We start from the raw sequence: 25,501 nt of genomic DNA on the forward strand, positions 1-25,501 counted from the left end.
ACTCGGGCTGCTCCCCGCAGCCTTGGCGCCAGTAACGCCCTAATTCTTTAACGCTTTATCGAACGTCGCCAGCAGCTTGGACCAGCCGTCCTTGGCGTCTGCTTCCGAGTAGCTTGCGCGGTAGTCGGCGTGGAAGCCGTGCTGGGCGTCGGGATAGATGACGATCTGGCTGCCGGTCTGGCCGGCGCGGGCCAGGGCTTCGCGCATCCGTTCGACGCTGGCCAATGGGATGCCCTGATCCTTGCCGCCATACAGGCCGAGCACAGGCGCTTTGAGATCGTCAGCGATGTCGACCGGCCAGGGTTGGCCCGATGAGATCTGAACCGGCGTGGCGTCTGCGGCGGGCGCCAAGCGGCCGTACCAGGCCACACCCGCGCCGATCGCGGCGAAGCGGGCCGCCGCCTGCCACACCACCTTGCCGCCCCAGCAGTAGCCAGTGATGCCGACCTTGCCGTCCTTGGACCACGACTGCTGGCTGGCCCATTCCAGCGTCGCCGACAGGTCGCCCATCACCTGCTCATAGTTCGCCGCTGCGACGATCTGCATGATCCGCTGCATATCCGACAGCGGCGCGGGATCCTCGACCCGGACGAAGAAGGCCGGCGCAATGGCGGCGTATCCCTGCTTGGCCAGACGGCGGCAGATGTCGCGGATATATTCGTGGACGCCGAAGATCTCTGACACCACCACCACGACCGGGAACGGGCCGTCGCCGGCCGGCCGGGCGACATAGGCCGGAAGCTGGAACCCGTCCGGCGCGGCATAAGTCACGGTCTCGGTGGACAGACCCTCGGCGTCGGTCGTGATGGGCTTGGCGTCCTTGGCCAGGGCCGCGACGGCATAGCCGGAAAAGAGCAAGCCACCCAATGCGCCCAGTGTTCGACGACTCAGTTTCAGATCGTCGGCGGTCTGGCCTTCGGGGCGGATCAGCACGGTCATGGGACGCTCCAACGCGGGAAAGACGTCAGAGCATCACGGCTGACGGCAGTCGTCCAGTCACGATAAGGCGCGCTTTAAAACGGGAAGAAGGGCGCTCAAGCAGTGCGATGCCGCGCGTCGAGCGTTAGCGCCCTTCCTTCCAAGATTAGTGCCTGAAGACCCGCACGCCGGTGAAGGCCATGGCGATGCCCTTCTCGTCAGCGGCGGCGATGACTTCGGCGTCGCGCATGGAGCCCCCCGGCTGGATCACCGCCGTGGCGCCGGCCGCGACGGCTTCCAAGAGGCCGTCGGCGAAGGGGAAAAAGGCTTCCGAGGCGCAGGCCGAACCCTCGGCAAGCGACTGGGTCAGACCCTTGGCCTCTCCAGCCTCCTTGGCGCGGATGGCGGCGATGCGGGCGCTGTCGCGGCGGTTCATCTGGCCGGCGCCGATGCCGGCGGTCTGGCCGTCCTTGGCGTAGACGATGGCGTTGGACTTGACGTGCTTGGCCACGGTGAAGGCGAACAGCATGTCCTGGATCTCGGTCGGGGTCGGCTGGCGCTTCGTCACGATCTTCAGATCCGAAGGCTTGATCAGCGACCGGTCGCGGCTCTGGACCAGGAAGCCGCCAGCGACCGAGCGGAACACCTCGCCAGGACCGTGGGGGTCGGGCAGGCCGTCAGTGATCAGCAGGCGCAGGTTCTTCTTGGCCGCGAAGACGGCCTTGGCCTCGTCGTCGGCGCCGGGGGCGATGACGACCTCGGTGAAGATGCCGGTGATGGCGCGGGCGTCATCGCCGTTCAGCGGACGGTTGACCGCGATCACGCCGCCGAAGGCCGAAACGGCGTCGCACTCCAGCGCGCGGGCATAGGCTTCGGACAGATCCTTGCCCACGGCCACGCCGCACGGGTTGGCGTGTTTGACGATGACCACGGCCGGCTGTTCGAACTCGGCCACCAGCTCATAGGCGGCGTCGGCGTCGGCGATATTGTTGTAACCCAGCTCCTTGCCCTGAACCTGTTCGGCATAGGCCACGCCGGGGCGACGCTCGCCGGTGCGGTAGAAGGCGCCCGACTGATGCGGGTTCTCGCCATAGCGCAGGGTCTGGGCCAGGGCGCCAGCGATCGACTTGCGGGCCGGGGCAGCGTCCTGGATTTGACCGGCGAACCAGCCGGAGACAGCGGCGTCATAGGCGGCGGTGCGCGCGAACGCGCGGGCGGCCAGGCGCTTGCGCAGGGCCAGATCGGTCGAGCCTTCGGTCTTGAGAGCCTCAAGGATCAGGCCGATGCTCTCGCCGTCGACGGCGACGGCGACATAGCCGTGGTTCTTGGAGCCCGAGCGGATCATGGCCGGACCGCCGATGTCGATGTTCTCGACCGCCGCCTCGAACGCGCCGCCCGCCGCGACGGTGCTCTCGAACGGATAAAGGTCGATCCAGACGATATCGATGGCGCCGATGCCGTGATCGGTCATGGCCTGGGCATGGTCGGCGGCGTCACGCACGCCCAAGAGGCCGCCGTGAACGATGGGGTGCAGGGTCTTGACCCGGCCGTCCATCATCTCGGGGAAGCCGGTCAGATCGGCCACGTCCTTGACCGGCAGACCCAGCTTCTCGATCGCCGCGCGCGTACCGCCGGTCGAGACCAGTTCGACGCCCAGATCGTGCAGGGTGCGGGCCGCGTCCTCCAGCCCGGCCTTTTCGGACAGGGAGATCAGGGCGCGTTGCGGCTTGACCCGATCAGGGGCGGGCGGAAAGTCGGGAGCGGCGGGCATGGGCGGCGTCCGTGATGGCAGGGGAGGATGGCGCGCCGTCTAGACCCAAACCGCTTCGCCGTCACCCCATGGGCGGTTTCAGGTCGGTTCGCCGCTCGCGCCGGCCGGGCTCAACTTCCAGCGGATCTTGGTCTCGCTGTCGGTGCGGGCCGAGCCGCGCACCACGATCTGAAGGGAGCGGCGGGTCAGGCCGGCGTCGATATGGACGCTGGGCTCGATGGCCACGTCCGGTCCGTCGGTCCTGAACCACCAGCCCCGGCCCGAGGCGCCGCGCAGCAGGATCGACCGCCGGTCGCGCGCCAGCGAGGCCTGAACCCCCGGCTCCAGATGGAAGCGGATGGCATAGGGGGCCGCGATCTGGCGCACCATCTCCTTGCGGCCTGGCGTCGGGAAAAGCTTCTCTTCGGCCCGCAGTTCGTCCAGGCGCTGGTCAAGATAGAGCCGGCGCTGATGGTTCAGGCCGAACAACTCATTCCAGCCGTCGTGTTCCATCTCCAGCCAGACGGCGCCGTCGCCGTCGCGCAGGTCGGTGGTCACATGGATCGGCGGTCCGACCAGGCGCGGGCCCAAGAGCTCACCCTTCCAGCCGCCCAGCGGTTCGTTCAGCGATCGCTCGCCCAAGGTCAGGGTCGAATGGGCCGGCGTCAGCCGCAGGGCCTGGCGGTCGGTCGAGGCCGGCGTCCACCCCGAGCCGGTCACCAGACGATCCTTGCCGCAGGCGATCTCCAGCGCCAGCGGCTGGGCGCAGGCGGCCGCCCCCCAGGCGTCGCGCGCTGGCGGGGCGGTGTCGGCGATGATGGTGAGCAGGGGGCTGGCGATGCGCGTCAGGCCGGCGACCGCACCGGTCGCTGCAGGCGCTACGTCGCTGCTGGCCATCGCTTCGTCGTCGTGGGCGCAGGCGGCCGCGACGCGTTCAATGGTGGAGCAGCCGCCGCCCTGGAAGCTGGCCAGACGGCCATCGGGCAAGGTCAGCAGGCGCAGGCCCTGCGTCAGCCGGGCGATGGCGGCCGAGACGCTCTCCGGCGTCGGTTCGGAAAGTTGCGACAGGGCGTCGTCCAGCGTCAACAGGTCGAGCAGCAGCTCAAGCCCCGCCTCGGGACTGCGCGAGGCGTGGCCGCCGTCGGCCTGCACCGTCGTCTTCAGGGCGCCGTCCAGCCGCGACAGCGCGCGGCGACGCAAGGCCTGCCCCGGCGCACCCGCCAGCACGCAGCCGCCGATGGCCGCCGCCGTCAACCGCTCGGCCCGGCTGGCCAGACCGCCGGGCGGGCGCAGCAGCTGTCGGGTCTGGCGCGCCAGACTGTCGGCCAGTTTCAGTCGCTCGGCCTCTGTCGCGACGGCTCCCATCCGCCGTGCGCCGCACGCCAGATTGACGACCCGCCGCGCCAGGATTTCCGGTCCCCAGGCGAAGGGCGACCACCGTGCAAAGGCGTCGGCCCAGGCCAGGGTCAGACGCAGCGCCTCGCGCGCGCCACGGTCGCCTTGTGCCATCAGGCCCGGCAACCAGGCGAAGGCGTGAAGCTCGACCGCAAAGGGCCGCGAGGGACTGGGTCGATTCCACGGATCGGTCGGCGGCTCGACCTCCATCGAGGCGCCGGCCAGCATGAAACGCCCGGCCAGAACATTGCGCCCCGGCGCCGGATCATGAGGGCGGAAATCGCGCGGCGTGGCGGCGAACGCGGTCACCTTGCCTCCGCCCAGAGGCGACCCCAGCGTCAGGCTGTAACCGGGCAGGCCGTAAAGCTCGATCCACAGCTGCCGCGTCGCCAGTCGGCCGGCGATGGCGGGCCACAGGCCGGGTCCGGCGATTGTGTCGCCCGACCGCACGGGCGTGCGTACCGGGGCGCCAGGCAGGCCGGGGATCTGACCCGAGGCGACGTCCAGCGTCGTTTCCTGCCCTCGTGGGGCGAAGGGGCCGAGCGGGCTCACGAAAAGCTCTGAGCAGCCGGCGCGGCTTTCAGGGCGGCGATATTGGCCGCGTAATCGCCCTTGAACACGAACGAGCCGGCGACCAGCGCATCGGCGCCGGCGGCGACGCAGGCTGCGGCGTTGGCGGAGGTCACGCCGCCGTCCACCTGAAGGTGAGCTGACGAACCGGCGCGGTCGAGAATGGCTCGCGCGCCCGCGATCTTCTTCAGCGAACTCTCGATGAACTTCTGACCGCCGAAGCCCGGATTGACCGACATGATCAGCACCAGATCGACCAGATCGACCACCTCTTCCAGGATCGACAGCGGCGTCGCCGGATTGAACACGACGCCGGCCTTGGCGCCCAACTGACGAATGCGACCCAGGGTGCGGTGCAGATGCGGCCCACTCTCAGGATGGACGGTCAGGACGTCGGCGCCCGCCTCGCGGAACGCCTCCAGCCAAGGATCCACCGGCGCGACCATCAGGTGCACGTCGAACGGCAGCGTCGTGTGTGGCCGGATCGCCTTCACGATGTCGGGGCCAAGCGTGATGTTGGGCACGAAATGCCCGTCCATCACATCCACGTGGATCCAGTCGGCGCCCGCCGCCTCAAGCACACGGACTTCTTCACCCAGCCGCGCAAAATCGCTGGCGAGGATCGACGGGCAGATCAGAGGGGTAACGGCCATGGCCTTCCGGATAAGGCGGGTTGCGGGCGGGAGCAAGGCGCTCCCGCTCAGGACACCCGTTCCAGCCTTGCCGCGAAGAAGCCGTCCAGTCCGCCGTGTTCGGCCCACATGGAGGGCAGGATGCGCAACCAACCTTCGGGCGTCAGCGCCTCCGGCGGGGCGCCCGCGGCGGCCGGATCAGCGGCGACGGTGCGGAAGGCAGGATTGCGACGCAGGAAGGCGATGATCTGGGTTTCGCCCTCCTCGCGCTCCAGCGAGCAGGTGCAATAGACCAGACGGCCGCCCGGTTTGACGCGTTCGGCGGCGGCGTCGAGAAGTCGGTGCTGAACGTCCGCCAATTTGGCCACCTCTGCCGGTTTGGTGGCGCGCAGGACCTCCGGGTTGCGGCGGAAGGTGCCCGTCGCGGTGCAGGGCGCGTCCAGCAGGACGGCGTCGAAGGTGCGGGCGTCCTCCCAGTCCTCGGCCGGAACGGCGACCACCTCGGCGGTCAGGCCGGTCCGCTCAAGATTCTGCGTCAGGCGTTTCAGGCGCGGGGCCGACCGGTCGAGCGCGACGACCGTGGCGCCGGCGGCCGCCAGTTGCAGCGTCTTGCCTCCAGGCGCGGCGCACATGTCGAGCGCCGTCTCGCCGGGCTTCACATCCAGCAGCCGGCCGGGCACGGCGGCGGCCGCGTCCTGGACCCACCAGTCGCCATCCTCGAAACCGGGCCAGCCGGCCACATCGCCGCGACGGCCGGTGCGAACCGTGCCACCGGACAGAACCTCGCCCTCGACAGCGGCGGCGACCGCGGCGGGATCAACGCCTGGCTTCAGGCTGAGATCGGTCGCGGGTTCCTCGCGCGCGGCCAGGGCCAGACCCGCCAGGGCGGCTTCGCCATAGGTCGCTTTCCAGCGCGCCGCGATCCAGTCCGGCAGATTGCTCTCGGCCGTCGTCAGGCCGGGGCCTTCACGCCCAACCCCGCGCAGCACCGCATTGACCAGATTCTTGTAGGGCCGGGTCTTAGGATCGCGCTCGGCCAGTTTCACCGCCGTCGAGACGGCGGCGAAGGCGGGCGTTTCCAGCACCAGAGTCTGGGCCAGGGCGATGCGCATCAGGGTGCGCACAGCCTCGGGCGGCGACTTCTTCAGGCGGCGATCCAGGATCTGGTCGATCTCGCCCAGACGACGCAGGGCCGCCATGGCCACGGCCCGGGCGAAGGCGCGGTCCACCGGCTCCAGCGCGCGGGCGGCGGGCTGCGACAGGGCCTCGTCCAATCCGTTGCGCTTCTCCAGCGCGGCGTTCAGCAGGATGCCGGCGACGACGCGGGCCTCGACGCCGATATCGTCCTGCGACGGACCTTGAGCGGCCTCGGCCGAGGCCGGGCGCGGGCGGCCCTTGGTGGCCATGCGACGGCCGCGCGCCTGCGAGCTCTGCCCGCCCCGTCCCTCGGTGCTCATACCGCCACCTGCGCGCCCAGCTCGACCACGCGGCCGGGCGGGATGTGGAAGAAGTCGGTCGGATTGGCGGCGTTGCGCATCAGGAAGATGAACAGCTTGTCCTGCCACAGCGGCATGCCCTGACGCGCCGACGGGATCAGCGAACGGCGACCCAGGAAGAAGCTGGTCGACATGATGTCGAACTTCAGCCCCTGCTTGCGGCACAGGCCCAGCGCACGCGGCACGTTCGGCGTTTCCATGAAGCCGTAGGTGACCGTAACCTTCTTGAAATCGTCGTTGATCGGCTCCATCCGCACCCGGTCGGCCTCCTTGACGCGCGGCCGCTCGGAGGTGCGCACGGTCAGGATGACGTTCTTCTCGTGAAGCACCTTGTTGTGCTTGAGATTGTGCATCAGGGCGACCGGCGCGACGTCGGGATCCGAGGTCAGGAAGATGGCCATGCCCGGCGCACGGTGCGGCGGACGGGCCTGAAGCATCTCGATCAGATCGTTCAGCGGCAGGCTGTCTTTGCGCGTCTTGGTCGTCAGAATCTGCGTCCCCCGCACCCAGGTCCACATCACCACGACCAGCAGGGCGCCCAGCACCAGCGGCATCCACGCCCCGTCCGGAATCTTCAGCAGATTGGACGTCAGGAAGACGCTGTCGATGAAGGCGAACGGAATAAGGGTCCCGGCCACCGCCCACATCGGCCACTTCCAGCCCTTGCGGATGACCGAATAGGCCATCAGCGTATTGACCAGCATGGTGCCGGTCACCGCCACGCCATAGGCTGCGGTCAGGTTGTGCGAGCTCTGGAACACGACCAGCAGCACCAGCACCCCGACCATCAGGAAGGTGTTGACCGCCGGCACGAAGATCTGGCCGGCCTGGGTCTCGGAGGTGTTCTTGATGTCGATGCGCGGCAGAAGGCCCAGCTGCACCGCCTGCTGCGTCACCGAGAAGGCGCCGGTGATCACCGCCTGCGAAGCGATGACGGTGGCGGCAGTCGCTAGGATCAGCATCGGCCAATAGGCGAACTGCGGCACCATGTTCCAGAACGGGTTCTCGGATGCGGCCGGATTGTCCAGGATCAGGGCGCCCTGGCCCAGATAGTTCAGCGTCAGGCACGGCAGGACGAACGCCAGCCAGCCCATGCGGATCGGCGCCTTCCCGAAATGGCCCATGTCGGCATACAGGGCCTCAGCCCCGGTGACGGCCAGGAAGACGCTGCCCAGGATCACGAAGCCCAGGAAGCCGTCGTTGAGCAGAAGCATGACGCCATAGTGGGGCGACAGGGCCCGCAGCACGCTGACGTCGTCGAAGATATGATACAGGCCCAGCGCGCCCAGGCTCAGGAACCAGACGGCGGTGATCGGGCCGAAATACTTGGCCAGGCTGGCCGTGCCGCGTGACTGGACCAGGAACAGGGCGATCAGGATGCCGGCCGAGATCGGCACGATGAAGGAATCCAGCCGCCCTGCCAGACCCGGCGCGTCCTGCAGGCCTTCGACGGCGGACAGGACCGAGATGGCGGGCGTGATGATGCCGTCGCCATAGAACAGGGCTGCGCCGCAAACGCCCAAGATGAAGATCCAGGCGCTGCGTCGCCCGACCGCGAACTGGGCCAGCGCCATTAGCGACAGGGTGCCGCCCTCGCCCTTGTTGTCGGCGCGCATCAGGAAGAAGACGTATTTGAACGTCACCACCACCATCAGCGCCCAAAACGCCAGCGACACGACGCCGATCACGGCCAGATCGCCGCCGACGCCGGAGCGCGCATGGTCGATCGCTTCGCGCAGGGCGTAGAGCGGGCTGGTGCCGATGTCGCCGAACACCACGCCGATCGCGCCGATGGTCAGGGCCCAGAAGCCGCCGTGCTTGGCGGCCTGGCCGCCCGAGATGTGGGATTCCGGACCCGTGGCGTGGGTGGGCTTGTCCGGCGTGTTCGACGCGGGCGAGGGAGCGCTCGCGTCGTGGGGAGTGTCCCCGGCCATGCGTATCCTCCGGGTCTCCGACGCGGCGTCGGTCCCTTCAAAGCGGCGAGCCTTTAGGCTCATTCCACGCGGTCTTCAATCGCGCCGCAGCGGATTCGGTTTCGGCGTTCTGCGGCGCGATTTGTGATTCGGCCCCTGAACGCCTATTTTCGCATCAGGAACAGAACCATGTCAGACAGCCAACGCTTCCCCGTCGCCGCCCACGCCCTGGCCTATATGGCCCACAAGGGCGCGTTCGGGCCTGCGCAGGCGATGCCCAGCGGCGTGCTGGCGTCCTCGATCCCGACCAATCCCGTCGTGGTGCGCCGCGTGACCGCCCTTCTGGCCAAGGCCGGGCTGATCGCCACCCGTCCGGGCGCGACCGGCGGCTCCTGGCTGTTGCGCCAGCCCGAGGACATTCGGCTGGATCAGGTGCTGAAGGCGGTGAACGGCTGCGCCCACATCGGCTCGCCCCCCGCCGGCGCCAAGGGCTGCCCGATCAGCGAACACATTCCGCGTCAGGTCGCCAAAGCCCTGACCGCCGCCGACGAGGCCGCGACCGAGGCCCTGTCCAAGATCACCATCGCGGACCTTCTGGCCGAAAACCCGATCTCGCTGGCGGCCTTTGCGCCGCACAAGTCCTGCCCCGTCGCGGCCTGATCGCGCCGTGAACCGAACCGTTCTGATCACCGGCGCCTCAGCCGGCATCGGCGCGGCCTTGGCCCGGATTTATGCGGCCGAGGGTTGGAATGTGATTCTGACGGCGCGTCGCCAAGCCCCGCTGCAGGCGCTGGCTGACGAACTGACCGCCGCCCACGGCGTGACCGCGACCGTCATCCCCGAAGACCTGTCCGACCCCGCAGCGCCCGAGCGGCTGGTCGCGACCATCGAGGCCCGCGGCCTGACCGTCGACGGCCTGGTCAACAATGCGGGTTTCAGTCGGGTCACCGGCTTTCTGGATACCGACCTGGGCGCCCACCGCGCCATGATCCAGGTCATGCTGACCGCGCCGGTCGAGCTGTCGCGCCTGTTGCTGCCCGGCATGATCCAAGGCGGCTTCGGCCGGGTGCTGAACGTCGCCTCGCTGGCCGGCCAGATGCCCGCGACGGGCGGCGACACCCTGTACGGACCGATCAAGAGCTTCCTGATCAAGGCGTCACAAGGCGTGCATCTTGAGACGCAGGGGACCGGCATTCACGTCACCGTGCTGAACCCCGGGTACACCCTGACCGAGTTCCACGACGTCAACGGCTCGCGCGAGCAGGTCTCCAGCGCCTATCCGGCCTGGATGTGGATGGACGCCGCGCGCGTGGCGCGCATCGGCTATGACGCCTGCGAGGCCAACCGTCCCAGCGTCACACCCGGCGTCATGAACAATGTCATGGCCGGACTGGCCCGCTTCCTGCCCGATGGCTTGGCGCTCCGCATGGTGGCGAACCACGCGAAGCGGCTGGACCGGATCTGATCAGATGTGGATGGCGTGCCCGAGGGCGCGCAGGCTGGCCTCGTGGAAGGCCTCGCCCAGGGTCGGGTGGACATGGATGGTTCCGGCCACGTCTTCCAGCACCGCCCCCATCTCCATCATCTGCGCAAAGCTGTTGGACAGTTCCGACACATGCTGGCCTACCGCCTGGATGCCCAGGATGCGATGATCGCCCTTGTTCGCGATCACCCGCACGAAGCCGCCGTCCTCGCCCGCCTCGATGGCCAGGGCGCGGCCGATTGCGGCGAAGGGGAAGACCGACTGGATCACATCGTCGCGGCCCGCGACCTCGTTCGGCCCCAGACCGGCCGAAACGATTTCCGGCTCGGTGAAACAGACGGCGGCGATGGTTACGGGATCGAAGATGCGGTCGTGGCCGGCGATGATTTCGGCGACCACCTCGCCCTGGGCCGAGCCTTTGTGCGCCAGCATGGGTTCGCCGGTCAGGTCGCCGACCGCCCAGACGTTCTTCATGCTGGTGGCGCAGCGCTGGTCGATCTTCACGAATGGCCCGGCCATGGCCACGCCCATGTTTTCCAGACCCCAGCCTTGCGTACGCGGACGCCGACCGACCGTGACCAGCACCTTGTCGGCGTCCAGTTGCAGCGGCTCGCCGTCCTTCGTCGTGATCGACAGCTTACCGTCACCGAAGCCCCCAGCGCGCGCGCCCAGGTGCAGCTCGACACCATGCTTCTCCAGCCACTTGGCGACCGGATCGGTCAGGGCCTTGTCGTAGAGCGGCAGGATACGCTCGGCCATTTCGACGATGGCCACCTCGGCGCCCAGCTTGCGATAGGCGATGCCCAGTTCCAGGCCGATATAGCCGCCGCCCACGACGACCAGCTTCTTGGGGACCTCTGACAGGCTCAGCGCCTCGGTCGATGAAATGACGTCGCCGCCGAAGGGCAAGAAGGGCAGTTCGACCGGCTCGGACCCCGTCGCCAGGATGACGTGTTCGGCAGTGATACGGATGTCGCCTTCGTCGGTCTTCACCACGCAGGTCTTGGCGTCGGCGAACTCGGCCCAGCCCTTGATCACCTTGACCTTGGCCTTCTTCAGCAGGGCCGAGACCCCGGCGTTCAGCTTACGGACGATGCCGTCCTTCCATTCGACCGTCTGCGACAGGTCGATGGCCGGCGCCGCCGCCGTGATGCCCAGCGTCCCGCCGCCGGCCGCCTTGGCCACCGTCTCGAACTTGCCCGCCGCATGGATGATGGCCTTGGACGGAATGCAGCCGACGTTCAGGCAGGTGCCGCCCAGCCCATCGCCGCCGTCCACCAGCACGGTGTCGAGGCCCAGCTGGCCGCAGCGAATGCCGGCGACATAGCCGCCGGTGCCCGCCCCGATGATCAGGACTTTGGTTTTCAGGGTCTGGGTCAACGATAGGCCTCAAGGCGGGTGCTGAACTGCGGAGGAACTTGCTGGGGCTCGAAAACGCGGACCGCGCCGGTCTGGGTTTCCATGGCCAGTACGACGTCGCCGGGTTTGACGCGCTGAAAATCGACGCAAATCATGCCTTGATAGCCGCCCAACGGACGGGCGGTTTCCGCAGCGGTCAGGGTGTATGTCTGTTGCGGGGCGCCTTGAAGCGTTTCCAGTCTGACGATGGTCGCCTTGGACTGAATGACCTCGATGGTCGGCGTCCGGCTGGGTTCCGGCAAACGCTCCACCGTCGTCACGCGCGCGATGAACAGCGCCGGCCCATCGGTCCGTAGCAGAGACGACCAAGCCGGCGGCGGCTCGGGAATGCAGGCGTTAGCGGACGAGGCGACAACGCCGACGGCTGCCAGCAGGCTGGCGCCGATGGTCAGCGCTTTGACTTTGACTTGCCGCATCACATTACCCTTTCGATTCCCGATGATCCTCTCTCGGCGAGGAGAGAGGATCATCAAGAGCCATGGCGCCAAATTCGAGGTGATAGCCATAGGCGCGGGCGGACCTCGCTTTCCCGCTTAGAAAATGGGCATCACCCCATCCACAGCGTCGCCGGGTTTTCCAGAAGCCCCTTGATCCGCTGCACGAACACCGCCGCGTCGTGACCGTCGACGATGCGGTGATCGAAGCTGGACGACAGGTTCATCATCTTGCGCACGACCATCTGGCCGTCCTTGACCACGATCCGTTCGGCGATCTTGTTCGGACCGACGATGGCGACCTCGGGGTGGTTGATGATCGGGGTGTGGACCACCCCGCCCAGCGTGCCCAGCGAGGTGATGGTGATGGTCGAACCCGACAGTTCCTCGCGCTTGGCCGAACCGTCCTTGGCCGCGCCCGAGACGCGGGCGATTTCCAGCGCCGTCTCGTAGGGGTCGCGCGCCTCGGCGTGTCGCACCACTGGCACCATGAGACCGTTCGGAGTCTGGGCGGCGATGCCCAGATGGACCGGGGCGTGCTGGGTCAGGACGCCGGCTTCGTCGTCATAGGTGGCGTTGATCTGGGGCTGGTCGCGCAGGGCGACCACGATGGCGCGGGCGATAAAGGGCAGGACGTTCAGCTTGGGCTGATCCTTGGACTTCGTCGCGTTCAGGTGGGCACGCAGCTCCTCCACCGCCGTCATGTCGATTTCCTCGACATAGGTGATGTGGGGAATGCGGCGCACGCTCTCGGCCATCTTCTCCGCAATCTTGCGGCGCAGGCCGATGATCTTGACCTCGGTCGTCCCTTGCGCCTTCGCATAGGTCGAGCCGCCGCCGGACGGCGCCGACGCGGGTTGCGAACCGCCGCGCGCGATGAAGCCGTCCAGATCCTCGTGCGTGATCCGACCCGCCGGGCCGGAACCGGGCACGAAGGTCAGATCGACGCCCAGATCCCGAGCGCGATTGCGCACGGCCGGCGAGGCCGACGGGCGTTCGCCGGGCGCACGTCCCGTCAGGGCGGGAACGGGCTTGGAGGGCGCAGTCGCTGAAGTCGCGCTTTGAGCCGTCGGAATCGCGGCGGAAGCCGTCGTCGCATTCTCGGTCGGCTTGGAGGCCGGTTTCGGCGCCGCGACGGGCGTCGAGACATTGCCCCGGCCCTCGACATCGAACGCGACCAGCGGCCCGCCGACCGGCACCGACTTGCCCGCCTCGCCGTACAGGGCGACGACGGTTCCGGCGACCGGCGAGGTGATCTCGACCGTGGCCTTGTCGGTCATGATGTCAGCGATGATCTGGTCTTCCTCCACCGCGTCCCCGACCTTGACGTGCCAGCCGACCAGTTCGGCCTCGGCCGTGCCTTCGCCGACGTCGGGCAGTTTGAAGACATAGTTGCCGGATGTCGGCGCCTCGACAGCGGGGGCTGCCGTCGTTTCGACCTTCGGCTCCTCGGCGATCACGGGCGCGGGGTCCGGCTTTGCGGCGGCGGGGGCGACGGGGGCGACGGGCGTCGGGGCGTCATCGGCATTGCCCGCCCCCTCGACCTCGAACTCCACCAGGGGGCCGCGCACCGGCACCATGGCGCCGGGTTCGCCGTGCAGGGCGACGACCTTGCCGCTGACCGGAGCGGTGATCTCGACCGTGGCCTTGTCGGTCATGACGTCGGCGACGATCTGATCCTCGGCGACGGTGTCGCCGACTTTGACGTGCCAGCCGACCAGTTCGGCCTCGGCGGTGCCTTCGCCCACGTCGGGCAGTTTGAAGACGAAACGACCCATCTTATCGACCTCCCGTCATGACGCTCTTCAAGGCGTCTGCGACCCTTTGCGGTCCGGGGAAATATTCCCATTCGAAAGCGTGCGGATAGGGCGTGTCCCAGCCGGTGACGCGCGCGATCGGCGCTTCCAGGGAATAGAAGCAGCGCTCCTGCACGAGAGCCGACAGCTCGCCGCCGAAGCCCGAGGTCTTGGGCGCCTCATGCACGATGACGCAGCGGCCGGTCTTCTTCACCGAGGCCTCGATGGCTTCGATGTCCAGCGGCACGAGCGAGCGCAGGTCGATGACCTCGGCGTCCACGCCCGCGTGTTCCGCGCCGGCCAGGGCGACCCAGACCATGGTCCCATAGGCCAGGATGGTGACGTCGTTTCCTTCGCGCATCACGCGCGCCTTGCCGATGGGCTCGACATATTTTCCGGTCGGGACCTGGGCCAGATCCTGGGCCTTCCACGGGCTGACCGGCTTCTCGTGCCAGCCATCGAACGGCCCATTATAGAGGCGTTTCGGCTCGAAGAAGACGACCGGATCGTCATCCTCGATGGCGGCGGTCAGCAGGCCCTTCGCGTCATAGGGGTTTGACGGAATGACGACCTTCAGGCCCGCGATATGGGTGAACAGGCTTTCCGGCGACTGGCTGTGGGTCTGCCCCCCGAAGATGCCGCCGCCATAGGGGCTGCGCACCGTGATCGGCGAAGTGAACTGACCGCCCGAGCGGTAGCGCATCTTGGCCGCTTCCGAGACAATCTGATCGTAGGCCGGATAGATGTAGTCGGCGAACTGGATCTCCACGACGGGACGCAGGCCATAGGCGCCCATGCCGATGGCGGCGGCGACGATGCCGCATTCAGAGATCGGGGCGTCGAAGCTGCGGGTCAGGCCGTGCTTCTGCTGCAGCTTGTCGGTGACGCGGAAGACGCCGCCGAAATAGCCGGCGTCCTCGCCGAACGACAGGACGTTGGCGTCTTCCGCCATCTTGACGTCGATGGCCGAGTTCAGCGCCTGAATCATGTTCATCGGCACGATTCCGGCGCCCGAGGCCTGCGAGGCCGGAGCGTCATTTTGATCGACCATGTCCGGCTCGACGCCGTCGTTGCGATCGGCGTCGGTGAAGGTAGTTTGCTCGCTCATGGTCAGACCCCCACCTCGCGGCGCTGTTCGATCAGGCGCCAGTCTTCGGTCGCATAGACCTCCTCGAACATCGTCTTCACGCTGGGGCGCGACTGGCCCAGGGTGCCGATGGCTTCGGATTCCTTGCCGGCGGCGCGGACCTTCTCGACGGCGTCCTTCAGGGCGGCGGCGTGACGCTCGTCGTCCCATTCGCCGAGGACGGTCAGATGCTGGCGCAGACGTTCGATCGGATCGCCCAGCGGCCATTTCTCATGCTCGTCGCCGGGGCGATAGCGGCTGGGGTCGTCGGAGGTCGAGTGCGGGGCGCCGCGATAGGTGAACAGCTCGATCACCGTCGCCCCTTGGTTCGACCGCGCCCGTTCCTCGGCCCACTGGGTCGCCGCCCAGACCGCCAGGAAGTCGTTGCCGTCCACCCGCAGGGCCGGCAGGCCATAGCCGATGGCCTTGGAGGCGAAGGTCGTCTCAAGCCCGCCGGCGATACCCTGGAAGGAGCTGATGGCCCACTGGTTGTTGACGACGTTCAGAATGACCGGGGCGCGATAGACGCTGGCGAAGGTCAGGGCGTTGTGGAAATCGCCTTCGGCCGTGGCGCCATCGCCGATCCAGCTGATGGCGATCTTGTCGTCGCCCTTGTAGGCGCTGGCCATGGCCCAGCCCACGGCCTGCGGCACCTGGGTGCCCAGATTGCCGCTGATGGTGAAGAAGCCGTAGTCCTTGGCCGAGTACATGATCGGCAACTGGCGGCCTTTGATCGGATCTTCGGCGTTCGAATAGATCTGGTTCATCATCGCGACCAGCGGATAACCGCGCGCGATCAGAAGCCCCTGCTGGCGATAGGTGGGGAAGCCCATGTCCTCGCGGCTCAGGATCATGCCCTGCGCGACCGCGATAGCCTCTTCGCCGGTGCACTTCATATAGAAGCTGGTCTTGCCCTGGCGGTGGGCGCGGTGCATCCGGTCGTCGAAGGCGCGCGTCAGGATCATGGCCTTCAGGCCCCGGCGCATCGTCTCGGGATCCAGGCGAGGGTTCCACGGACCGACTGCGACGCCCTCATCATCCAGCACCCGAATCAGGCGGAAGGCGAGATCGCGCATCTGATAGGGCGTCGACCCGACCTCGGGCCGTTCGACGACACCGGCAGGGTCCATCTGCAGATGGCTGAAGTCCGGCGTATCGCCGGGACGGCCGGACGGCTCCGGCACGCGCAAGGACAGGGGCTGGCTGTTCTTTTTGTTCATTTTATCGTTCATGCGGGCGTCCATATCCGTTCTGGGGTCCGTCCGTGTTTCCTCTGGACGTGTGATAACACGACCCCTAAGCAGGTGCTCGCTCAATTTGACCTTGCGCAATCCCGATATCGGGTATTTTATTTCGCGATAATCATAATCGGAGAAACGCATTGGCCGACGAACTCGACCCCATCGACGCCCGCATCCTGGATATCCTGCAACAAGACGCCGGGCTGTCGGTCGCAGAGGTCGCCGATCGCGTCGGGCTGTCGGCCTCGCCCTGCTGGCGGCGGATCAAGCGGCTGGAAGACTCCGGCCTGATCACCAAGCGCGTCACCCTGCTGAATGCTCAGCTGCTGGGCTTGGACTTCGAGGTCTACGCCATCGTCAAACTGAAGCTGCCGTCGGCGGAAAACCTCAATGTCTTCGAGGCCGCCGTGGCCAAATGGCCGGAAGTGGTCCAGTGCGCCACCATCACGGGGCGCGAGGACTATGTGCTGCGCATCATCACCTCGGACATGCACGCCTTCGACCTGTTCCTGCGTGAGAAGCTGCTGGCCCTTGGCATCGTCTCGGACTGCGAAAGCCACATCGTCACGCGCGGCGTGAAGAATGTGACCGCCCTGCCTCTTGGCATCATCACGCCTCACGTCGGATAACGTGGCTCAGGCGGCGCGGGCCGCTTTGGGAGCCGACACATGATCGAACTGGTGATCGACGCGCGCCGCAAGGACCTGGGCGGGTTCGAGGTCGGGCGCGTCCTGCCCTTCCATTCGCGCCGGATGGTCGGGCCCTTCATCTTCCTGGACCAGATGGGGCCGGCCGAGTTCGCGCCGGGCGCCACGGCCATCGACGTGCGCCCTCACCCGCATATCGGCCTGTCGACCCTGACCTATCTGTTCGAGGGCGAGATCATGCACCACGACAATCTCGGCTACGATCAGGCGATCCGGCCGGGCGAGGTCAACTGGATGACCGCCGGCAAGGGCATCGTCCATTCCGAACGCACCGATCCGCTGAGAAAGAGCACCGGCGGGGCGATGCACGGGATGCAGGCCTGGGTCGCCCTGCCCGACGAGGCCGAAGAGACCGATCCGGCCTTCCATCACCTGGGCGAGGACGCCCAGCCCGCATACGAAAACGGCGGCCTGTTCGCGCGTCTGGTCGCGGGCGAGGCCTACGGCGCCAAGGCGGCCGTGCCGGTGTCGTCGCCGCTGTTCTATATCCATTGGGAGCTTCAGCCCGGCGTCCGCACCGCACCGCCGTCCGGCAAGGGGGCGGGAGGCATGAGCGAGCGCGCCCTCTATGTGGCCAAGGGCGCCATCGAGGTCGGCGACCGCACCTTCCACGAAGGCCAGATGATCGTGCTGGAGCCGACGGCCGAACCGACCGTAAAGGCCCTGGTTCAATCGACCGTCATGGTGCTGGGCGGGGAGCCGGTGGGCGAGCGGCTGATCTGGTGGAACTTCGTCGCCTCCAGCCAGGCCCGCATCGATCAGGCCAAGGCCGACTGGAAGGCCGGCCGCATGAGCCTGCCCCACGCCGACGACCTGGAGTTCATTCCCCTGCCGGATGAGCCGGCCAAGGCTCAGGCCGCCCCTGCGCCGGTCGAGCCCAAGCCGACCGACCCGGTCTAGGGCGAAGACATCACGCAGAAGGTGACGTGGCGAGGCCGGATCGCTACATGCGGCCTATGAACTTCGATTTCGACGCCCAGGTCACCGCCGCCCTGTTCGACAACACCGGCGCTGTCTTCGCCCTCGGCGACGGCTCGGTCCGGTTCGAGGACCGGACGCGGGTGGAGGCGCACGACGGCGCCGTGCTGTGCGCCTGCGTTCATCCGTCCGGCGACGGGATCGTCACAGGCGGCGATGACGGCAAGGTCGTCTGGACCCGTCGCGACGAGGACCCGGTCGTTCTCGCCACGGCCAAGAACCAGTGGATCGACGCCATCGACGCCTCGCCGGCCTCAGGCCTGATCGCCTTTTCCTTCGGCCGCACCCTGTCGGTGATCGACCCGAAGGAAGTGGGCTTCCGGCGCGACTTCCAGCACGAGCGCACCGTCTCCGGCGTCGCCTTCGAGCCCAAGGGCAGGCGCATCGCCACCTCGACCTATGGCGGGGCGGCCCTGTGGTATGCACGGATCGAGAAACAGCAACCGGTGAAGCTCGCCTGGGCCGGGTCGCACACCGGCGTCGCCTTCTCGCCCGACGGCGCCTTCGTCGTCACGACCATGCAGGACAATCAGATGCACGGCTGGCGCATCAAGGACGCCAAGAACCTGCGCATGGGCGGCTATCCGGGCAAGGTGCGCTCGATGGCCTTCCTGGCAAATGGTCAGCTGATGGCGACCTCAGGCGCGCAGGGCGCGGTCCTATGGCCCTTCATCGGATCGAACGGACCGATGGGGCGCGAGGCGACCGAGATCGGCTATGACGACACGACCCTGGTCAATCTGGTCTCGGCCCGCGCCGATCAGGGCCTGCTGGCCGCCGGCCTGACCGACGGTCGGGTCTGGGTCGCGCATCCGGCGGCCCAGGGTCTGAACTTCGTCAAGGCCGAGAAGGGGCCGGCCATCGTCGCCCTGTCGCTCAACCCCGCCGTCGACAAGGTGGCCTGGGCCGACGACGACGGCGCCGCCGGGGTGTTGATCCTCTGATGGCGACGGGCCGTAAAAGCTGGCGTCGTGTCGTGCTGACCGCGCTTCTGATCCTGGCTCTAGTTCCGGTTGCAGGCGTGCTGATCGTCGCCATCATCCCGCCGCCGCCCACCATACTGATGCTGCGCCAGCTCGCGAGGGGCGACGGCATGGACTATCAGTGGCGCGGTCTGAACCAGATTTCGCCCAACCTGGTGAACGCCGCCATCGCCGCCGAGGACGCCCGGTTCTGCAGCCACCACGGCTTCGACATGGAGGCGATCCAGAAGGCCCTGGACCATAACGCCGAGGGCGGGCGCCTGCGCGGCGGATCGACCATTAGTCAGCAGACGGCCAAGAACGTCTTCCTGTGGCCCGGCCGCGACTGGATCCGAAAAGGTCTGGAGGCGGGCTACACCGTCCTGATCGAGGCCGTGTGGTCCAAGCGCCGGATCATGGAGGTCTATCTGAACGTGGTGGAATGGGCGCCCGGCGTCTATGGCGCCCAGGCCGCGTCGCGCCACTGGTTCGGCAAGGACGCCCGCGATCTGAGCCCGCGTGAGGCGGCGCGTCTGGCCGCCATCCTGCCGGCCCCGCGCCGTTATGAAGCCGCCGCGCCCGGCCCCTATGTGCGTCGGCGCGCTGCGCGTATTCAGGCGGCTATGGGCACGGTGCGCAACGAGGGTCTGAACACCTGCGTCGTCGGTCGCTGAACCGTCACGCTTGACGGGCGACCGGGCCTGACCTCTCCTGCCCGCGCTGTTCAGGAGAACCATCATGAAGCGTCAGATGATGACCGCCGTCGCGGTCTGCGCCCTTGCCTTCGCCGCCGGCTGCGCCAGCACCAGCGAACCCGCCGCCGCAGCCCCGGGCGTCGAACAGACGGCCTCGACGACGCCCGCGCCGGCCGTCAGCGGCATGCGCGCCGACTATCCGATCACCGCCGAGGGCGCGACAGCCTTCATCGCCGACGCCGAAACCAAATGGGCGGAGGTCAGCGAATATGTCGCCCGCATCCAATGGGCGCGCGCCACCAACATCACCTTCGACACCATGTGGCTGGAATCCAAGGCCAACGCCGAGGCGACCGAGCTTCAGGTCCAGCTGGCCAATCAGGCGGCCAAGTTCAATGACATCCAGGTGGATCCGGTCGTGCGCCGCAAGCTGAACCTGCTGCGGCTCAGCCTGGTTCTACCCGCCCCCAACCGCCCCGGCGCGGCCGACGAGCTGGCCCAGATCACCACGCGGCTGGACTCGACCTATTCGACCGGCAAGTTCGATTTCAAGGGCAAGCCGATCACCCTGGACGAGGCCTCGCTGATCCTGGCCGACAGCCGCGACCCCGCCGAGACCAAGGCGCTGTATGAAGGCTGGCGGACCATCTCCCCGGTCATGCGCGACGACTACGCCCGCATGGTCGAGATCGCCAACGAGGGCTCGCGTGAGCTGGGCTTCGCCGACACCGGCGCCCTGTGGCGGTCAGGCTACGACATGCCCGCCGACGATTTCGCCGCCGAGACCGACCGACTGTGGGCCCAGGTGAAGCCATTCTACGAGAACCTGCACTGCTATGTGCGCGCTCGGTTGAACGCGAAGTATGGCGACGCGGTGCAACCCGATCACGGCCCGATCCGCGCCGACCTCTTGGGCAATATGTGGTCCCAACAGTGGGGCAACATCTACGACGTCGTCGCCCCGCCCAGCGGCGGCGCCTCCAGCTACGACCTCACCGAACTGCTCAAGGCCGCCGATTACGACGCGACGAAAATGGTCAAGACGGGCGAGGGCTTCTACGTCTCGCTGGGCCTCGACCCGCTGCCTCAGACCTTCTGGGAACGCAGTCAGATCACCCGCCCGCGCGACCGCGAAGTCGTCTGTCACGCCTCGGCCTGGGACCTGGACAACGCCGACGACATCCGCATCAAGATGTGCACCAACGTCAACGGCGACGACTTCTACACCGTACACCACGAGCTTGGTCACAACTACTACCAGCGCGCCTACAAGAACCAGCCGATGCTGTTCCGGAACGGCGCGAACGATGGCTTCCACGAGGCCATCGGCGACTTCGTCGGCCTGTCGGCCCTGACCCCCACCTATCTGAACCAGATCGGCCTGCTCAAAACCACCCCGGGCGCAGAGGAGGACATTCCCTTCCTGCTCAAGATGGCCTTGGACAAGATCGCCTTCCTGCCGTTCGGCCTGATGGTCGACCGCTGGCGCTGGGACGTCTTCTCAGGCGAGACGGCGCCGGCCGCCTACAATACCGCCTGGACCGCCGACATGCTGCAATACCAGGGTCTGGTTCCGCCTGGACCGCGCCCGGCCAACGCCTTCGATCCGGGCGCCAAATACCATGTGCCCGGAAACACGCCGTACACCCGCTACTTCCTGGCGGCCATCTATCAGTTCCAGTTCCAGCGCGCGGCCTGCAAACAGGCCGGCTGGACCGGGCCGCTGCATCGTTGCTCCGTTTACGGCAATAAGGAGGTCGGCGCCCGCTTCAACGCCATGTTGCAGATGGGGCAGTCGCAGCCCTGGCAGGAGGCGATGAAAGCCTTCACCGGCGACGACGGCAACGACGCCTCGGCCATCGCCGACTATTTCGCCCCATTGAACGTCTGGCTCCAGGAACAGAACCGCGGTCACCAATGCGGATGGAGCGCCGCGTAATCACGCGGCGGCGTTAACCGTCCCCTTCACAATTCCCTTAACCGCCCGATGGCAGACTGAGCGCTAATCGGGCGGTCCGCGTCCTTTGGGATGGGCATGGTGAAGGTTTCCAATCGGATCGGCAGGGCGCTGAGGGCTCTGCGCACGTTCACGTCGCGCCTGTCGTCGGACCGCGGCGGCAACGTCGTGATGATCTTCGCCCTGGTGATGCCCGCGCTGATCATGCTGACCCTGGGCGGCATCGACATCAACCGCGTGACGACGGCGAAGGCCCGCGTTCAAGACGCGCTGGACGCCGCCGCCCTGGCCGCGGCGCGGTCGTCCTATACCGATCCGAACGACCTGAAGACCGTCGCCCTGGTGGCGCTGAGAGCCAATCTGCGCAACGCCTCTGTGGAACCGTTCGCTGACGACGCCATCAAGATCGAGCTGACGAAAGACCAGATCGTCATCGCCGACATCCAGGTCCAGGTGAAGACGCTGATCGCCAATGTCTTCCTGCCGCCCTATGGCAAGATCCTAGACGACACCTTGCCCGTGAGCGTCCACTCGGAGGTGAACCGATCGTCCAAGGACATCGAGGTCTCGTTGGTGCTGGACATTACCGGCTCCATGGGCAGCAACAACCGTATCGGCGATCTGAAGAACGCCGCAAACCAGCTGATCAAATTGGTCGTTCAGCCGGCATCGAAACAAACGCCTTACTATTCGCGCATGGCCATCGTCCCCTATTCGATCGGCGTGAACCTAGGCTCTCGCGCAGACGCCGCGCGCGGCGTCTCGATGGGATCGACCAGCATCACCGGCGCCGCATGGGCGGCGGCGGCGGCCAAGTCGATCTCCGGCATCACGCGCGCTTCGCCTGGCGTCGTGACCGCCAACGGCCACGGGCTATCGACCGACGACTACGTCTGGATCAGCGGCGTCAGCGGCATGACCCAGATCAACAACCGCGCCTACAAGGTCGTGCGGATCGACGCCAACAAGGTGTCCCTGCAATATCAATCTGGCGCGAACTGGTATGCGCTGAACACGAGCAGCGGATACAGCAGCTACAGCTCGGGCGGTCAGATCCGCAAATGCATGCGCTCCGACTGCTTTGTCACCATCTCGTCCACGAACCACGGCCTATCGAAAGGCGACACGCTTCAGATCGCTGACGTTAGGGGCATGACGGCGCTTAACACCACGAATGATGAGGGCCTTTACGAAGTCCTTGAGAAGGCCTCGAACGACGCTTTTGTAATCCCTGTCGGCGGAGCCACGTTCGCTGACTATTCTGGTGGCGGTTCGGTCCAATGCGGCAACGACGGATGCGCCACGCGTGTCTTCCGTGACGCTCAGTACAATCGCTTGACCGCCTTTGATATCACCAGCTGCGTCAGCGAGCGTACGGGTTCACAAGCCTATACCGACGCATCGCCGAGCACGTCCGCTGTCGGTCGCAACTATGCCGCCCCGCAACGCTCAACGCCCGTAAGATCGGCGGGTAACCCCTGCCCGGCAGCGACGATCCAACCGCTAACCTCCAACATCGACACATTGACGGGGCTCGTGAACGGTTTGACCGTTACAGGATCAACGTCCGGGCAGATTGGCTTGGCTTGGGGTTGGTACACCGTATCCAACCAGTTCAATGCGCTTTGGTCGTCGAACCCCGCAGCGGCTTACGCACCGACGAAGGTGCTGAAGGCCGTCATCCTGATGACGGACGGCGAGTTCAACACCCCCTATTGCGGCGGCGTCATCGCCCGCGATGCGGGCTCAGGGTCCGGCAACCTCTTTGACAAAATCGCCTGCGATGCGACGAACGGCGATCCGTTCGATCAGGCCGCAAAGCTCTGCACCGGCATGAAGGCCAAGGGCGTGATCGTCTACACCGTGGGCTTCTCGATCACGCCCGGCAGCGACGCGGCCAACATCCTCAGCACCTGCGCCACCGACAAGGACAAGGCCTTCCTACCGCAGTCGGGCGCGGACCTGTCCAACGACTTCCAAGCCATCGGACGTGACATCACCCGACTACGGATTTCCCGCTGACGGCCTAGAGCAAGCGGATTTCGCGCAGGCGTTCGGTCAGATAATCCTCGGCCAAGATGGTCTTGCCCGCATAGCGATCGGGATTGTCCGGCGTGATGGCGCTGGGCAGGGTCTTGATCGGGAAGTCCGGGTTGAAGTGCAGGAAGAAGGGCGTCGAATAGCGCGCGAAACCGCGACGCTCGGGCGCCGGATTGACCACGCGGTGCGTCGTTGACGGCAGGACGTGATTGGTCAGCCGCTGCAGCATGTCGCCGATATTGACGACCAGGGCGCCGGGCGGCGGCGCGATGTCGAGCCAGCTTCCGTCCTTGTCCTTCAACTGAAGACCGGCTTCCTCGGCGCCGAGCAGCAGGGTGATGACATTGATGTCTTCATGCGCTCCGGCGCGCACGCCCGGCGCATCGGCCGGAACCGGCGGATAATGAAGCATGCGCAGGACGCTGTTGCCCATCTCCACCTTGTCGGCGAAGAAGTCGTCGCCCAGCTTCAGGTAGCGGGCGATGGCGCGCAGGATCTTGGCGCCCAGGGCGTCCAGGTCCTCGAACATACCATACAGATGCTCGCGGAAGCCCTCGACCTCGGACGGCCAGACGTTGTCGCGCATGTAACGGCGATAGGGATGGCCTTCAGGCAGCTCCCGGCCGACGTGCCAGAACTCCTTCAGATCGACCGTCTTGGCGTCTTTGGCCGCCTCGACCCCGAAGGGGGTCAGGCCGCGCGCGCCGCCCGTACCGGGCTGATGGTATTGGCGCTTCACCTCTTCCGGCAGGGCGAAGAAGGCCTTGGCGTCGTCGATGGCCGCGGTGATGCGCGCCTCGTCCAGACCATGGTCGGCGACCACCGCGAAGCCATAGCGTGAGAATGACGCGCCCAATGCATCGCTAAACGCCTGAAAATCGGCGTCGTACTGCGTCATCGAAACCGGCTGAATGGCGCGGTCGGTCGTGTTGTCCGTCTGGGTCACGCTCACGGCGTCGTCCTCGATCTGGGGAAGTGCGGCGGTTCCCATACGCCTAATCGGTGGCCTTGTCAGGGCCATGGCGAGCGCGGACGTGGCGGGCATTCATGCGGCATACAGATTGGAACCTTCACAGTAAGCGCACGTTTCCGGGCCAGATCGCTCAAAAGAAAAGGACCATTCCATGCGCGCCAAGTTCATCGTCGCCAGCGTTTCCATCGCCGCCCTGCTAGGGGCGGCCGCCTGCACCACCACCGACCCCTATCGCTCGGGTCCGGTTCGCAACAATACCGGAACCGGGGCCATCGCCGGTGCTCTGGGTGGCGCGGTTCTCGGCTATCTGACTAACACCTCGAACGGCGAACAGGGCCGTAAGAATGCTCTGATCGGCGCGGGCATCGGCGCGCTGGGCGGCGCCGCCGTCGGCCAATACATGGATCGTCAGCAACGCGCGATGGAAGCCGAACTGTCCGGCTCCGGCGTCGGGGTGGCGCGTCAGGGTGACCTGCTCGTGTTGCGCATGCCGTCGGACGTGACCTTCGCCACGAACCAGTCCTCCATCGATCCGCGCTTCCTGCCGGTGCTGGACGACGTCGCTCGCGTTCTGCAACAGTATGACCAGTCGACCGTGGACGTGATCGGTCACACCGACTCGTCGGGCGGCGACGCGATCAATCAACCTCTGTCGGAGCGCCGCGCGAGCAGCGTCGCCTCTGAACTGGTTCGTCGTGGCGTGATCGCCCAGCGCCTCTATGTCGCCGGCAATAGCTCGCGCAACCCGGTGGCCTCCAACGCAACAGCAGAAGGCAAGGCGCAGAACCGCCGGGTCGAAATCCTGATCCGTCCGTTCACCGGTTGATCGGCGTCAAAATCAGAATGCTTGAGGGCGGCGTCGCGAGGCGTCGCCCTTTTCTCTGCGTGGACACATCACGCAAAAGGTGAGACGGCGCAAAGAAAAACGCCGCCTCCTTTCGGAAGCGGCGTTCTGTCTTTCGACGACTTCTAAGCTCGAAGCCGACCTGGAAGAACCGGTCGGCTCCGAAAGTCTT

At 66.8% G+C, this 25,501-nt stretch carries 22 protein-coding genes; 9 read left to right on the forward strand and 13 right to left on the reverse strand.

The window, feature by feature from the left end; genetic code table 11:
- Positions 1–39: 39 nt before the first annotated feature.
- From BVE01S_RS14355 to BVE01S_RS14380, 6 genes are all read right to left on the reverse strand, one after another.
- Positions 40–939 (reverse strand): dienelactone hydrolase family protein, encoded by a 900-nt coding sequence (locus tag BVE01S_RS14355; protein ID WP_066628965.1) that lies wholly within the window; start codon positions 937–939, stop codon positions 40–42.
- A 145-nt stretch (positions 940–1,084) separates the two neighbouring features.
- Positions 1,085–2,689, reverse strand: a complete 1,605-nt coding sequence (purH, locus tag BVE01S_RS14360) for a bifunctional phosphoribosylaminoimidazolecarboxamide formyltransferase/IMP cyclohydrolase (RefSeq protein ID WP_066628967.1) — start codon at positions 2,687–2,689, stop codon at positions 1,085–1,087.
- A gap of 78 nt (positions 2,690–2,767) precedes the next feature.
- Positions 2,768–4,615 carry a heparinase II/III family protein gene (locus BVE01S_RS14365; protein ID WP_066628970.1) on the reverse strand — a complete coding sequence of 616 codons (1,848 nt, stop codon included), beginning with the start codon at positions 4,613–4,615 and terminating at the stop codon, positions 2,768–2,770.
- Positions 4,612–5,286 carry a ribulose-phosphate 3-epimerase gene (gene rpe / locus BVE01S_RS14370; RefSeq protein ID WP_066628973.1) on the reverse strand — a complete coding sequence of 225 codons (675 nt, stop codon included), beginning with the start codon at positions 5,284–5,286 and terminating at the stop codon, positions 4,612–4,614. Before rpe ends, BVE01S_RS14365 begins: the two co-directional genes overlap by 4 nt.
- A gap of 47 nt (positions 5,287–5,333) precedes the next feature.
- Complete coding sequence (locus tag BVE01S_RS14375; RefSeq protein ID WP_370667797.1) at positions 5,334–6,722, reverse strand: RsmB/NOP family class I SAM-dependent RNA methyltransferase; 1,389 nt, start codon at positions 6,720–6,722, stop codon at positions 5,334–5,336.
- Positions 6,719–8,695, reverse strand: coding sequence for a potassium transporter Kup (locus BVE01S_RS14380; protein ID WP_066628976.1), 1,977 nt, complete (start codon positions 8,693–8,695; stop codon positions 6,719–6,721). Before BVE01S_RS14380 ends, BVE01S_RS14375 begins: the two co-directional genes overlap by 4 nt.
- 168 nt (positions 8,696–8,863) lie before the next feature.
- On the opposite strand from BVE01S_RS14380, the gene BVE01S_RS14385 reads away from it, so the two are divergent.
- Positions 8,864–9,334: an Rrf2 family transcriptional regulator gene (locus BVE01S_RS14385; protein WP_066628979.1), complete on the forward strand. Its 471-nt coding sequence runs from the start codon at positions 8,864–8,866 to the stop codon at positions 9,332–9,334.
- 7 nt (positions 9,335–9,341) lie between these two features.
- Positions 9,342–10,139: an SDR family NAD(P)-dependent oxidoreductase gene (locus tag BVE01S_RS14390; RefSeq protein WP_066628982.1), complete on the forward strand. Its 798-nt coding sequence runs from the start codon at positions 9,342–9,344 to the stop codon at positions 10,137–10,139.
- Here BVE01S_RS14390 and lpdA read toward each other — a convergent pair whose 3' ends face one another.
- The 5 genes from lpdA to BVE01S_RS14415 form a co-directional block, all read right to left on the reverse strand.
- On the reverse strand, positions 10,140–11,537 hold the full coding sequence (gene lpdA / locus BVE01S_RS14395; protein ID WP_066628985.1) for a dihydrolipoyl dehydrogenase: 1,398 nt from the start codon (positions 11,535–11,537) through the stop codon (positions 10,140–10,142).
- Positions 11,534–11,992 carry a hypothetical protein gene (locus BVE01S_RS14400; protein ID WP_066628988.1) on the reverse strand — a complete coding sequence of 153 codons (459 nt, stop codon included), beginning with the start codon at positions 11,990–11,992 and terminating at the stop codon, positions 11,534–11,536. The genes lpdA and BVE01S_RS14400 overlap by 4 nt, the downstream gene beginning before the upstream one ends.
- Before the next feature lie 131 nt (positions 11,993–12,123).
- Positions 12,124–13,788: a dihydrolipoyl dehydrogenase family protein gene (locus BVE01S_RS14405; RefSeq protein WP_084375426.1), complete on the reverse strand. Its 1,665-nt coding sequence runs from the start codon at positions 13,786–13,788 to the stop codon at positions 12,124–12,126.
- Position 13,789: 1 nt separating this feature from the next.
- Positions 13,790–14,914, reverse strand: coding sequence for an alpha-ketoacid dehydrogenase subunit beta (locus BVE01S_RS14410; protein ID WP_205678547.1), 1,125 nt, complete (start codon positions 14,912–14,914; stop codon positions 13,790–13,792).
- 2 nt (positions 14,915–14,916) lie between these two features.
- Positions 14,917–16,164: a thiamine pyrophosphate-dependent enzyme gene (locus BVE01S_RS14415; RefSeq protein WP_244878392.1), complete on the reverse strand. Its 1,248-nt coding sequence runs from the start codon at positions 16,162–16,164 to the stop codon at positions 14,917–14,919.
- Positions 16,165–16,313: 149 nt separating this feature from the next.
- On the opposite strand from BVE01S_RS14415, the gene BVE01S_RS14420 reads away from it, so the two are divergent.
- The 6 genes from BVE01S_RS14420 (at position 16,314) to BVE01S_RS14445 (ending at position 23,494) form a co-directional block, all read left to right on the forward strand.
- Positions 16,314–16,802 carry an Lrp/AsnC family transcriptional regulator gene (locus BVE01S_RS14420; protein WP_066628996.1) on the forward strand — a complete coding sequence of 163 codons (489 nt, stop codon included), beginning with the start codon at positions 16,314–16,316 and terminating at the stop codon, positions 16,800–16,802.
- Positions 16,803–16,841: 39 nt separating this feature from the next.
- Complete coding sequence (locus BVE01S_RS14425; protein ID WP_066628999.1) at positions 16,842–17,780, forward strand: pirin family protein; 939 nt, start codon at positions 16,842–16,844, stop codon at positions 17,778–17,780.
- Positions 17,781–17,836: 56 nt separating this feature from the next.
- The gene (locus BVE01S_RS14430) at positions 17,837–18,802 is read left to right on the forward strand and encodes a WD40 repeat domain-containing protein (RefSeq protein WP_066629001.1); all 966 of its coding nucleotides are present in this window, start codon (positions 17,837–17,839) and stop codon (positions 18,800–18,802) included.
- Entirely contained in the window at positions 18,802–19,494 is a 693-nt protein-coding gene (gene mtgA, locus BVE01S_RS14435; protein ID WP_066629003.1) for a monofunctional biosynthetic peptidoglycan transglycosylase, read from the forward strand. The genes BVE01S_RS14430 and mtgA overlap by 1 nt, the downstream gene beginning before the upstream one ends.
- A 64-nt stretch (positions 19,495–19,558) precedes the next feature.
- Positions 19,559–21,454, forward strand: coding sequence for a M2 family metallopeptidase (locus BVE01S_RS14440; RefSeq protein WP_066629004.1), 1,896 nt, complete (start codon positions 19,559–19,561; stop codon positions 21,452–21,454).
- Between the two features lie 99 nt (positions 21,455–21,553).
- Positions 21,554–23,494 carry a TadE/TadG family type IV pilus assembly protein gene (locus BVE01S_RS14445; RefSeq protein ID WP_167544798.1) on the forward strand — a complete coding sequence of 647 codons (1,941 nt, stop codon included), beginning with the start codon at positions 21,554–21,556 and terminating at the stop codon, positions 23,492–23,494.
- Between the two features lie 4 nt (positions 23,495–23,498).
- Here BVE01S_RS14445 and BVE01S_RS14450 read toward each other — a convergent pair whose 3' ends face one another.
- On the reverse strand, positions 23,499–24,410 hold the full coding sequence (locus BVE01S_RS14450) for an isopenicillin N synthase family dioxygenase (protein ID WP_066629027.1): 912 nt from the start codon (positions 24,408–24,410) through the stop codon (positions 23,499–23,501).
- Positions 24,411–24,636: 226 nt separating this feature from the next.
- On the opposite strand from BVE01S_RS14450, the gene BVE01S_RS14455 reads away from it, so the two are divergent.
- A complete protein-coding gene (locus BVE01S_RS14455) occupies positions 24,637–25,311 on the forward strand; it encodes a YiaD family glycine zipper/OmpA-like lipoprotein (RefSeq protein ID WP_055807033.1) in 675 nt (224 codons plus the stop codon).
- Here BVE01S_RS14455 and BVE01S_RS17175 read toward each other — a convergent pair.
- On the reverse strand, positions 25,301–25,501 hold a 201-nt coding region (locus tag BVE01S_RS17175; RefSeq protein ID WP_218015931.1), incomplete at its 5' end, for a hypothetical protein. The two genes, BVE01S_RS14455 and BVE01S_RS17175, sit on opposite strands and share 11 nt — an antisense overlap.

Origin of the sequence: Brevundimonas vesicularis NBRC 12165 (assembly GCF_001592205.1) — a bacterium.
In the GTDB taxonomy this organism is placed as follows: Bacteria; Pseudomonadota; Alphaproteobacteria; order Caulobacterales; family Caulobacteraceae; genus Brevundimonas; species Brevundimonas vesicularis.